Here is an 11745-nt window from a genome sequence, read left to right on the forward strand (position 1 = left end):
ACCGGCACCCACTCGTGGGGCTACTGGCAGGACGATCTCCACAACTCCTGGCCGATGATTGCCAACTCCATGGACGTCAAGAACTAGATACACCGGTTTGACCATTCGGCCCCGCTCCCACAGCTTCTCGGGAGCGGGGTCGAATGCTGTATAACCGTGCATCAAAACAGTCAAAAAGCCCACCTGACCATGATGTTTCTGCTTTACTGACCGAAGACATCGATCCCGAACGTCTTTCGGGCAAAGTAGTGGAGGTTTCAGAGAGTATGGGCGCTCGTACATTCAAGCGCGGCCGTATGGTCGCCGCGATAGCAGCCGTTTCCGTATTGCCGATGCTGATCAGTCCGGCCATGTCCTCCGCGGGCGGAGATACAACAGCGGGCGGAAATACAACTGCCACCGCGGCAGTGGCCAAGGTCAACGCAACGGGTTCCAAGCTCTCGAGTCGCGTCGACGCTGGACGCAAGACCACCATCAAGGTGTTCTCCCCGTCCATGAATCGCGATATCCCGCTCGAGGTCATCACCCCCGCAGACACCAGTGCACCGCGCCCGACGCTCTACCTCCTCAACGGTGCCGGCGGCGGCGAGGACACTGCGACGTGGCAGCGCAACGCGGACGTCATGAACTTCTTCCGGGACAAGAACGTCAATGTCGTCACCCCACTGCAAGGTGCCTTCAGCTACTACACCGACTGGGTGAACGACGATCCCGAACTCGGTAGCCAGAAGTGGCAGACGTTCCTTACAAAGGAACTCCCGCCCGTCATCGACAAAGAATTCAACACCAACGGCGTCCAGTCGATCTCCGCGATCTCCATGACCGCCACGTCGGTTCTGAACCTCGCGATCGCAGCCCCCGGCTTCTACAAGGCCGTCGGCGCGTACAGCGGTTGCGCCGAGACCAGCACGCCCGTCGGCCAGAGCGCTATTCAGCTCGTTACCGGCACCAGGGGCGGCGCAGACATCACCAACATGTGGGGCCCGCTCGACGGCCAAGGCTGGATCGACAACGATCCGGTTGTCAACGCCGAGAAGCTTCGCGGCACCCAGCTGTACATTTCCACCGGATCCGGTCTGCCCGGCCCGCATGACACCCTCGCGAATCCCGCGATGAAGGGCGAGATTGCCAATGTGGCGAACCAGGTTATCGTCGGCGGCATCATCGAGGCAGCCGTCAACTACTGCACACACAACTTGGCATACCGCCTCAACGAACTGAAGATCCCGGCGCAGTTCGACTTCAAGCCCACCGGCACCCACTCGTGGGGCTACTGGCAGGACGATCTGAACAACTCCTGGCCGATGCTCGCGCGTTCGCTCGACATCTGAGTTCAACAATTCGACCCCGCTCCCACAGCTTCTCGGGAGCGGGGTCGAACGCGCTCTGCCGGTAGCAGTAAGAATGGACGCATGACTTCCGATAAGGATCCGTACCTCTGGCTCGAAGATGTCACGGGCGAGGCAGCTCTCGATTGGGTGCGGGCGCACAACGCCGTCACCGAAGCACAACTCGCCTCCGGTGAACGGTTTGAGCAGATGCAGTCGGATATCCGCGAGGTCCTCGATACCGACGCGCGTATCCCGTACGTCCGACGACGCGGCGAGTACCTGTACAACTTCTGGCGAGACGGCGTCAATATTCGTGGACTGTGGCGACGCACCACCCTCGAGGAGTATCGAAGCGAGAGCCCTGAGTGGGACGTGCTCGTCGATCTCGACGCATTGGCCGAAGCCGAGGGCGAGAATTGGGTCTGGAAGGGCACGCAATTGCTTCGCCCCCTTCGGAACCGCGCGCTGATCAGCCTGTCCCGCGGTGGAGCGGACGCTGCTGTTGTTCGCGAATTCGATATCGAGACAAGACAATTCCTCGACGCCGACGGACCACAATCAGGTTTCTATCTCCCCGAAGCCAAGACGGATATCGACTGGATCGACATCGATACCGTCTATGTCGGAACGGATACCGGAGAAGGTTCGCTCACTGACTCCGGCTACCCGCGCCTGGCAATGCGGTGGAAGCGCGGCACTCCCCTTTCCAGCGCCGAGACGATCTACGAGGGCGAGAGCACCGACGTCGCAATCTCCGCTTCCCATGATCCGACGCCCGGCTTCGAGCGCGACTTCGTCACTCGCTCAGTCGATTTCTACAATTCGCGACGGTTCCAATTCACGACCGACAGCGAGTTGGTTCTGATCGACACGCCCGAAGACGCGGGAATCTCGATTCATCGTGAGTGGCTACTGATTCGAACGAAGTCACCGTGGACCGTCGAGGACACCGAGTACGCGACGGGTACCCTGCTGGCCGCCCGATACGACGATTACCTCGCCGGTTCACGCGATCTGACGGTCGTCTTCGAACCCGACGAGCATTCCTCGCTCGACCAGTACAGCTGGACCCGGGATCACCTGATTCTGGTGATCCTGACCGATGTGCGAACCACTCTGCGCATACTCACTCCCAGCGAAGACCGTTGGGACAGTGCACCGTTCGAAGGCCTACCCGAGCTCACTACAATCGAGATCCTTGATACCGATCCCGATGTCAGCAACGAGTACTTCCTCAATTCCAGCGGATACACCTCTCCCGCAACACTTCTGCACGGAGTTATCGGCGAATCCGAGCCCAGCGTCATCAAATCTGCGCCGGCATTCTTCGACGCTGAAAACATTGTGACGCAACAGTTTTTTGCCACTTCCGCCGACGGAACCCAGGTCCCTTACTTCGTGGTCCGAACCGAAGGCACCCAACCCGGTCCGACGCTTCTGTACGGCTACGGCGGATTCGAAGTTTCGATGACGCCGTCGTACAGCGGTTCCATCGGACGGGCGTGGCTCACACGTGGCGGTACCTACGTCGTCGCCAATATTCGCGGCGGCGGCGAATACGGACCAGGTTGGCACACACAGGTTTTGAAGGCCGGCCGCCACAAGGTTCACGAAGATTTCGCGGCTGTCGCGCGCGATCTGGTCGAGCGCGGAATCACCACACCGGAGTTGTTGGCCGCTCAGGGCGGCAGCAACGGCGGACTGTTGATGGGCATCATGCTCACAAAGTACCCAGAGTTGTTCGGCGCCATCGTCTGTCAGGTTCCACTGCTGGATATGCGACGGTTCCATCTCCTCCTGGCCGGCGCATCCTGGATGGCGGAGTACGGCGACCCCGACAACGCGGACGAGTGGTCCTTCATCTCGGAGTACTCGCCGTACCAGAACATCGATGCCGACGCGTCGTACCCGCCGATTCTGATCGCAACGTCGACTCGCGACGACCGCGTGCATCCCGCGCATGCTCGCAAGATGGCGGCGCGGTTGGAGGAACTCGGCAAGCCGGTTCTGTACTTCGAGAACATCGAGGGTGGGCACGGCGGCGCCGCCGACAATGCACAGTTGGCCTACAAGAGTGCGCTGACCTACGAATTCTTGTGGCAGAAGTTCAGCTGAGCATTCACCGGTCGCGCAGCCACTCGACGACGCGCTCGGTCACAGCCTTGGGTTTCCGGATCCAGCCGTTGTGACCGAGTGGTTCGTCGATGTGCACCATCGTCACCTGTGATCCGGTGAGCTTGTCCACCAGGTTCTTTGCGGATCGACGCGGAGCGAGATCGTCGTCGCTGATTGTCAGGGACAAGACCGGCAAGCTCAGCCGGGCGATCCGCTCCTCGTAGTCGATATCTGCGCCCACGGGTTCGATCTTGCCGGTGCGAGCAAACCTGGCCCAATCCGTGATCAGCACCTTCGACTGCCGTCCGAAGCCGCCCACATTCAGGCGATCACCGGGCCAGAAGCCCGCGATGTTGGCCGTCATCGACATCGCTGACGAGCCCAGGTACAACCCCGGAGCCCGGATTCCCGGGAAGCCTCGGTGGTACGGCGAACCGGAAGCCACCAGGATCACCCCGCCCAAACGGCCGCGAATCCGCGACGCGTACATCACGCCCAACTGCCCTCCCATACTGTGGCCGAGCAGGAACGGCGTGCTGGCCGGGAATCTTTCGCGCACAACCTCGAACGTCGCCGGGAAATCGACCGACACCACGTCCTGATACCCGAAGGTGCTCGACGCGCTGGGACGTGGCCGGCTGTCGCCTTGGCCGCGCAGCTCCCCGATAGCGGCATTGAAGCCTGCGGCCACGAGGGCCTCCGCCACCGGATCGTAAAACCCTGCCGGCACACCGAGACCGGGAAACATCACAACAACGGGGGCGTCGTCCTTCGGCCCGGGAAACAGCCGGATCGGAGTCAGGGTTCCGTCGGGCAGCTGGATCGGCACGGTCTCCATGCCTCTCACACTATCGACCCGGGCGCCGCAGGTCAGCTCATCCGACTATTCGAGGCTGCCGACGATCAGGGGGTCGGGAATGCCGACGATCTCGTGGTCCTTGTTGTCGTAGTCGAACTGGCTCAGCACATGTCGCATCGCGTTGATACGGGCACGCTTCTTGTCGTTGCTCTTGATGACGGTCCACGGCGCCGCCGCAGTGTCGGTGAACCCGATCATCTCTTCCTTCGCTGCGGTGTACGCATCCCACTTGTCCAGGGAGGCAATGTCCATCGGCGAGAGCTTCCACTGCCGCACCGGATCCACCTGGCGAATCGCGAAACGCGTCCGCTGTTCCAGGGATGACACCGAGAACCAGAACTTGATGAGGCTGATCCCATCGTCGACAAGCATCTGCTCGAACAACGGAACTTGCCGCAGAAAACGATCGTGCTCTTCGTCGGAGCAGAAGCCCATGACGCGCTCCACCCCGGCCCGGTTGTACCAGGAGCGGTCGAACATCACGAGCTCGCCGGCCGCCGGAAGATGCTGCACATAGCGTTGGAAATACCACTGCGTCGACTCGCGCGCCGACGGCTTTTCCAGCGCGACGACGCGAGCACCTCGCGGATTGAGATGCTCCATGAACCGCTTGATGGTGCCACCTTTTCCGGCAGCGTCACGGCCCTCGAACACGATCGCGTGACGGGCACCGGTCTCTTTCGACCAATTCTGGAGCTTCAGCAGTTCAATCTGCAGAAGACGCTTGACCTGCTCGTACTCTTCGCGAGGCATCCGCGAGTCGTACGGGTACCCCTCACGCCAGGTGTCGACCTCGAAACCTTCCGGCGCAGTGAGCAATACGGGATCGTCATCGTCGCTGTCGTCGACGGTGAAGCCCGTCGTATCGGTCAGATCCACGGCGGTTGCAAGATCCGCGAAGGCGCTCAGGAAGGGACGTCGTTCTGCTATGTCGGTCACTCGTGACAGGTTAGCCGCCGACAGCAACCATTCGGTGACCTTACGGTGAACGGGCGCGTTCGACGCGAGAGAAGATCAGGGAAAGATCGGGGAAATTCCCGATGGTGCACATGACCAGCAGACATAAGAATGGACACATGACATTCGAAAACCACACACCGCGCCCATTCACCCGTTCGACTGAAGACAGAAAACTCGCCGGCGTTTGCGGTGGAATTGCGGAGTACTCCAACCTAGACGCCAATCTTGTTCGAATTCTCGCCGTAATCGCAACTGTTTGCACTGGCGGAACCGCTGCTTTGGTTTATCTGGCAGCGTGGATGCTTATGCCCTTGGGATAGTACTTTAGTAGGAGATACCATCCACATCAGTAACAAGCCGGCTATTTAATGAAGCTAATAGCTAAATGAGTAAGAGCGTTTCGGGGCTACGCGCTATATGCATAGCCCCGAAACGAAAATCTCTGAGTCTTACTTTCCGGCAGCCTTGAGTTCTCCACCGCTAAGCGCAGCGAGTGCCGTGAGGCCCTTGACAGCAATTCCGCTGATACTGCCCAATCCTTGGCCGATAATTCCGCCCAAAGATCCTGCGGCGCCCATGACAGATCCTTCGATCATCAGATTATCCTTAGATAGTTCAGGGAAGGACCTAGTCCTTCAGGAAGGGTGGATTCAAAACTCAGGGTGCGCGTACTACAGGCGGGGCGAAACTGATGGTGTCGAGTGAACCGAAGATTCCACCCGCGGTGTCGCTCAACGATCCGAAGAACAACCGATTGGTGAGATTCCGGATCTCCAGACCATCGCCGGCGCTGTGATGCGTCTTCAACATGATCAACGTCAGGTTGCCGGGCAGGTCGTCGATGCCTTGTGCACCCGAATATGATCGTCGACGTTGAACTCGGTTGCCGGCACCCAATACGGATAGTCCAGAGCGAGGGGAACTCGCTGTACTCGACTCGTGAACAAAGGCCAGTAGCCGAATCGTTCCGTAATCCACCGAACTGCGTCGGCGTGCGTCATCTCCGCGAGCGGGTGACCCGTGGTGTCGAAGAAGTAGGCGCAGACCATATGACTGAAGTGGCCCTCGGACTCGTTGTAGATGAATTCCACGTCGCGGGGACTTGGTCAGGATTCTAGCGACCCCCGAAGTCCGACATTTCGGGTTCTGAGAAGATTTATAGCGACTCATTCACTCCCGATCTCGAACCGAATTGGCGCCGACGATTCCCTGCCACTATCACGCGCCAGTGCACGCGACTACGCGCGCGGAGGCACATCCGGCCATCCGGAGTTAAGTTGCGCGCAATCGCGAACGTGGCCTCCAATCGCCAACTCAGCAAAATTGGCAAACTTCCAGACACGCGTGAATTTGTTCACTTATCGTAATTAATCTGCAGAAATCACCCTACTGGACGCGGATCCACCAAGTAGCAATTCTGAGGCTATCTACACCGTCGGCAATGCGCCCCTCTGAGCGGGCCAGTCGTTTGCGAACCCCATTCCAGCGTCACTATGGTGACTGTGGTCACAGTATTACGGCTAGGTCAGGAGTTCATGGTGAGAACCACTCGCAAGGTGGACGATCCGATATCGGTAGTGGATCGAATTTCGGCCATCCTCGAAACATTCGAAGACAGCGGACCTCTCACGCTTTCACAGGTATCGCAACGTACGGGCATCGCCCGTTCGACAGCGCACCGCCTACTCGAACAACTCGTCGCAAAGCGATGGCTCACCAGGCTCGAGCATCGATACGAACTCGGCAGCAAGTCGTATGAACTCGGACAGTGGGCACTCAACCAGAACCGACTGCGCCACGGCGCCCTACCTGTCCTGAACCGACTGGCTCGCTCAACTGGACTGACTGTGCATCTAGCTGCAATAGACAGTGGCGACACGCTGTACTTGGACCGCGTCCCCGGGCGTACACCGTTGAAACTTCCCAGCCGGGTCGGCTCCCGGATGCCTGCGCACCTCACCGCAGTCGGCAAGTCGATTCTTGCCAATCTCGACGAGGACAAAGTCCACGGCTCTATCCCAACTCCGCTCCGCAAATTGACTCAGTACAGCATCGACTCGCCGGAGCACCTTCAGCAGGAATTCGAACGCATTCGCGACCGAGGCTTTGCGACGGATCGCGAAGAATCAGTGCTCGGAATTGCCTGCGTGGCAACCTCTATCGGCCCACGCGATCATCACTACGGAAACCGGTCCGCAATCTCGGTCTGCGGGCCGATCGGCGACATGAAAATGAACCAACTCGTCTCAGCGGTCAGAATCGCAGCACGCGACATCTGGGACGCCTGCGTCGCAAACGATCTGCGATCACAGGATCGCTCCGAGGCTTCGTGACGGCTAGTCGTTCTGCTCCGCAACGCGCGCCCTGAGCTGCGCGTAAATTGCGCGATCGGTACGTGGCCCACCCGGCGTCGAAGCACCGTAGCGCTCGATCTCGGCGGCAATGTCCAGTGGCCGTGTGTACGCGACACCGGGAGTAAGTTCACCGTCGAGTTGGCCATCCGGCACGAGCCATGTGACTTCGAATTCGATTCCGTCGGGGTCCCGGCCGTAAAGTGCCTTCGTGGCAGCATGATTCGACGCCCCGGTGAGAGCGTTCGATGCCAGCATCCGATCACGGCAAAGCGCGAGTTCGCTCAGGGTCTCCACCTCCCACGCCAAGTGATAGAGGCCTACGGCACCGTCGCGTGCACGTGGCGCTCGCGCCTGGAAAAGCCCCAAGTCGTGGTCATTCGCCGAATTCGCTCCCCGCAGGAATGCTCCGCCGGGGAAATCGACCGGAAGCCGTTCGAACCCCAATACATCGCAGTAGAACGCTGCACTCCGTTCGACGTCGGAGACGAACAACACCGCATGGTTCAGACTTCGGACAGCCATTGCATTCCTACCTTCAACTCGGGTACTCAACGAGCACATTACTTTTGCTCGTGCCGCGCCACGGCACCGCCACAGCCAGCGCGGGCCGTTTCACGGAATCATGAAGTGCCACAGTCACATTCGCTGTGGCGGTGCGGGACGTCAGTACCCGGCGGCTCAGCTCAACGACCAAGCTCGCCAAACACCAGGCCGGAAAACTCCAGCGCAAGTATTTGACGAGATAGCCTTCGCATCGATCAGTTAGGGCACCCTGCCGTCAAAAAATTTCGGGAAAATGCAAGTCCTTCTACTGACCCCAGGGTAGATCTGACCCTGTCCAGAAGTTCTCGAACATCCCGCCGAACAATGCTGCCGCTGTTTGCAGAACCGAATTAATCATCCTGATTTTTGCCCTTTCGGTAGATCATGAGTCAATTCATCACACATCCGCACAAGCCTGCTTGTGACATCTCACAAGAAGTGAAATCTGTTAGTACATAAAGGAATCCAGTTCTTCCGACATTCGGATTTCCGCCGAACCAACAGCCCTCCGTGGCCATGTCCGGCATCACGCTAACGCAATTTTGCCCGCGCTGGTGAGCTTTCGACTTACTACTTCAGGACCAGCCTGAAGCCAGTTCTATTTTTGCTGGTCATGCGCCCAGATGCCCGGAAAAGTAACGGCTCAGTCAACACTTCTCGCGCCTACAACCATCCACAGGTACGTCGTTCATCCACAGGAAAGTTTCAGAGGAAGCACTCCGACTCCGGTGCCGCCACAGTGTTCACATGGACATGGTCACCCGAAAGCAACTGCTCGATCGCGGGCTCGACAGCAGTGCGATTACTCGTGCCATACGTTCAGGAAAGCTTCACCGCATCCTGCCATCGGTGTATTCCACCGAAGAACCCGAGTACCTCGAGCGCTGCATCGCAGTCACCCTCTGGAAACCCGACGCGGTTCTCAGCCACACGACGGCCGCCCGGCTATGGGGCTTGCTCGACGAAGAACCGCACCTCGTAGAAGCCACCGTACCGGCGTCCGCACAAGCGCGCAGCCCGTCGTGGATACGCCTGCACCGTCGAGCTCTAACGTCCGCGGACCTATGCGAGGGCCTACCAGTAGTGTCGATCGAGCAGTGCTTCATCGATGTCGCAACGACATTGCCTCTCCCCCAACTGGAAGCGTTCTTCGACGCCGCGGTATCAACTAAAGTGCCCTGGAAGTCGATCGCGTTGCAATGCGACAAGATGAAACACATGCACGGGATTCCTGCTGTGCGGCAACAACTTCGAATGTACTGTCCGGGGACGCTATCCGAACCGGAACGTGTTGTCGCCCGAGCACTGTCCGCACGCGACTTTCCTCTCGAGCTCAACGGCCGCGTCGGCAAGTACTACGGCGATCTCATGTGCCGGAGAGGTCGGGTAATCGTCGAGATCGATGGCCGTGAATTCCACACCGAGCCTGAGGTATTCAACAATGATCGGCGCCGACAGAACACACTGGTACTCGACGACTGGCTCGTGCTGCGTTACTCAGCCGCGACGGCGATGGCGCATCTCGACGAGGTGGTGGACGAAATCATCGCGGTGGTGCGCAAGCGTCGACGGAGCCGACGCGCGTAGCTGCTCACAATCGCGCCCGCGCAGGCACATCCAGCCATCTGAAAACGAGTTGCGTGCAACCACGAACACCACGCCCACCATCACCGCGCACCAGTGCACACAACTACGCCCACACCGGCACATCCAGCCATCTGACCACGAACACGGCACCACAACCACACCGCGCCCACGCAAAAGCCCGGCCCACCAAATGGTGAGCCGGGCCTTTAACAGCTAGGTGGGGATGGACTCAGAAGTCCATTCCGCCCATGCCGCCGGTGGGATCGCCTGCGGGAGCAGACTTCTCCGGCTTGTCAGCGACAACAGCTTCGGTCGTCAGGAACAGAGCCGCGATGGACGCTGCGTTCTGCAGTGCCGAGCGGGTGACCTTGACCGGGTCGTTGATGCCTGCAGCGAGGAGGTCTTCGTACTCGTTGGTCGCAGCGTTGAGGCCGTGACCTGCGGGCAGGTTAGCGACCTTGTCTGCAACAACGCCGGGCTCGAGGCCTGCGTTGAATGCAATCTGCTTGAGGGGAGCGGACAGTGCAACGCGAACGATGTTCGCGCCGGTTGCCTCGTCACCTTCGAGCTTGAGATCGTCCAGGGCGGGAGCTGCCTGGAGGAGTGCGACGCCGCCACCGGCGACGATGCCCTCTTCGACAGCTGCCTTGGCGTTGCGCACTGCATCTTCGATGCGGTGCTTGCGCTCCTTGAGCTCAACCTCGGTTGCTGCGCCGGCCTTGATGACTGCAACGCCGCCGGCCAGCTTGGCCAGACGTTCCTGCAGCTTCTCGCGGTCGTAATCCGAGTCGCTGTTCTCGATCTCAGCGCGGATCTGATTGACGCGACCTGCGATGGCGTCGGCGTCGCCGGCACCTTCGACGATGGTGGTCTCGTCCTTGGTGATGACAACCTTGCGTGCCTGGCCGAGAAGCTCGAGGCCTGCGGTCTCCAAGGAGAGTCCGACCTCTTCGCTGATGACCTCTCCACCCGTGAGGATGGCGATGTCGGCGAGCTGAGCCTTACGACGGTCACCGAAGCCGGGAGCCTTGACGGCAACAGACTTGAAGGTGCCACGGATCTTGTTGACGACGAGGGTGGAGAGAGCTTCGCCCTCAACGTCCTCGGCGATGATCAGGAGCGGCTTGCCGGACTGGATGACCTTCTCCAGCAGGGGCAGCAGGTCCTTGACCGTGGAGATCTTGGAGCTGACGAGCAGGATGTAGACGTCTTCGAGGACGGCTTCCTGGCGCTCTGCATCGGTGGCGAAGTACGCCGAGATGTAGCCCTTGTCGAAGCGCATGCCCTCGGTGAGCTCGAGCTGCAGGCCGAAGGTGTTGGACTCCTCGACCGTGATGACGCCTTCCTTGCCGACCTTGTCCATTGCCTCGGCGATGAGCTCGCCGATGGACGGGTCGCCAGCGGAGATGCCAGCGGTAGCAGCGATCTGCTCCTTGGTGTCGATCTCCTTGGCGGTTTCGAGCAGGCGAGCTGTGACAGCCTCGACAGCCTTCTCGATGCCGCGCTTGAGGCCGAGCGGGTTCGCGCCGGCTGCGACGTTGCGCAGGCCTTCACGAACGAGTGCCTGTGCGAGGACGGTTGCGGTGGTGGTGCCGTCGCCTGCGACGTCGTCAGTCTTCTTGGCGACCTCCTTGACGAGCTCGGCACCGATCTTCTCGTAGGGATCGTCGAGCTCGATCTCCTTGGCGATGGAAACGCCATCGTTGGTGATCGTGGGGGCACCCCACTTCTTTTCGAGAACAACGTTGCGACCCTTGGGGCCCAATGTCACCTTGACAGTGTCGGCGAGGGCATTGAGGCCTCGTTCGAGGCCACGACGTGCCTCTTCGTCGAACGCGATGATCTTTGCCATTGCGAAGTGATCCTCCGGATAGGGGGTGACACACAAGGTGACCGCTTTTCGGGTCACCTCATCGGCACAGGGCGACCGATTTACCTGGTCACCCATCTAGCCTGCGGTTTGAGTCAGTGCCCGCGACGGACGACCGGGGGTGTC

At 59.9% G+C, this 11745-nt stretch carries 11 protein-coding genes; 5 read left to right on the top strand and 6 right to left on the bottom strand.

Translation table 11 applies throughout. The features are described 5' to 3' along the window. The first annotated feature begins 266 nt into the window (after positions 1 to 266). Together QM600_RS27445 and QM600_RS27450 are read left to right on the top strand one after the other, a co-directional pair. The gene (locus QM600_RS27445; protein WP_283264921.1) at positions 267 to 1331 is read left to right on the top strand and encodes an alpha/beta hydrolase; all 1065 of its coding nucleotides are present in this window, start codon (positions 267 to 269) and stop codon (positions 1329 to 1331) included. Between the two features lie 81 nt (positions 1332 to 1412). Continuing rightward, the gene (locus QM600_RS27450) at positions 1413 to 3446 is read left to right on the top strand and encodes a prolyl oligopeptidase family serine peptidase (RefSeq protein WP_283264922.1); all 2034 of its coding nucleotides are present in this window, start codon (positions 1413 to 1415) and stop codon (positions 3444 to 3446) included. Between the two features lie 4 nt (positions 3447 to 3450). Here the strand turns inward: QM600_RS27450 and QM600_RS27455 are convergent, their stop codons facing one another. Together QM600_RS27455 and ppk2 are read right to left on the bottom strand one after the other, a co-directional pair. Beyond that, positions 3451 to 4284, bottom strand: coding sequence for an alpha/beta hydrolase family protein (locus QM600_RS27455; protein ID WP_283264923.1), 834 nt, complete (start codon positions 4282 to 4284; stop codon positions 3451 to 3453). A 45-nt stretch (positions 4285 to 4329) separates the two neighbouring features. After that, the gene (ppk2, locus tag QM600_RS27460) at positions 4330 to 5244 is read right to left on the bottom strand and encodes a polyphosphate kinase 2 (protein WP_283264924.1); all 915 of its coding nucleotides are present in this window, start codon (positions 5242 to 5244) and stop codon (positions 4330 to 4332) included. Positions 5245 to 5381: 137 nt separating this feature from the next. Between ppk2 and QM600_RS27465 the strand changes: the two genes are divergently transcribed. Further along, positions 5382 to 5585, top strand: a complete 204-nt coding sequence (locus tag QM600_RS27465) for a PspC domain-containing protein (protein ID WP_283264925.1) — start codon at positions 5382 to 5384, stop codon at positions 5583 to 5585. A 129-nt stretch (positions 5586 to 5714) separates the two neighbouring features. On the opposite strand, the gene QM600_RS27470 is transcribed toward QM600_RS27465, so the two are convergent. Together QM600_RS27470 and QM600_RS27475 are read right to left on the bottom strand one after the other, a co-directional pair. Further along, positions 5715 to 5861 carry a hypothetical protein gene (locus QM600_RS27470; RefSeq protein ID WP_283264926.1) on the bottom strand — a complete coding sequence of 49 codons (147 nt, stop codon included), beginning with the start codon at positions 5859 to 5861 and terminating at the stop codon, positions 5715 to 5717. 222 nt (positions 5862 to 6083) lie between these two features. Next, on the bottom strand, positions 6084 to 6356 hold the full coding sequence (locus QM600_RS27475; RefSeq protein ID WP_283264927.1) for a wax ester/triacylglycerol synthase domain-containing protein: 273 nt from the start codon (positions 6354 to 6356) through the stop codon (positions 6084 to 6086). Positions 6357 to 6803: 447 nt separating this feature from the next. Here QM600_RS27475 and QM600_RS27480 point away from each other — a divergent pair, with 447 nt between their 5' ends. Next, entirely contained in the window at positions 6804 to 7598 is a 795-nt protein-coding gene (locus QM600_RS27480; RefSeq protein WP_283264928.1) for an IclR family transcriptional regulator, read from the top strand. A 3-nt stretch (positions 7599 to 7601) separates the two neighbouring features. On the opposite strand, the gene QM600_RS27485 is transcribed toward QM600_RS27480, so the two are convergent. After that, on the bottom strand, positions 7602 to 8141 hold the full coding sequence (locus QM600_RS27485; RefSeq protein ID WP_283264929.1) for a VOC family protein: 540 nt from the start codon (positions 8139 to 8141) through the stop codon (positions 7602 to 7604). Between the two features lie 768 nt (positions 8142 to 8909). Between QM600_RS27485 and QM600_RS27490 the strand changes: the two genes are divergently transcribed. Then, positions 8910 to 9749 (top strand): type IV toxin-antitoxin system AbiEi family antitoxin domain-containing protein, encoded by an 840-nt coding sequence (locus QM600_RS27490; protein ID WP_283264930.1) that lies wholly within the window; start codon positions 8910 to 8912, stop codon positions 9747 to 9749. 229 nt (positions 9750 to 9978) lie between these two features. Here QM600_RS27490 and groL read toward each other — a convergent pair whose 3' ends face one another. Then, positions 9979 to 11601 carry a chaperonin GroEL gene (gene groL, locus QM600_RS27495; RefSeq protein ID WP_283264931.1) on the bottom strand — a complete coding sequence of 541 codons (1623 nt, stop codon included), beginning with the start codon at positions 11599 to 11601 and terminating at the stop codon, positions 9979 to 9981. Positions 11602 to 11745: the final 144 nt, after the last annotated feature.

The organism is Rhodococcus sp. IEGM 1379, assembly GCF_030056815.1.
Taxonomy (GTDB): domain Bacteria; phylum Actinomycetota; class Actinomycetes; order Mycobacteriales; family Mycobacteriaceae; genus Rhodococcus_F.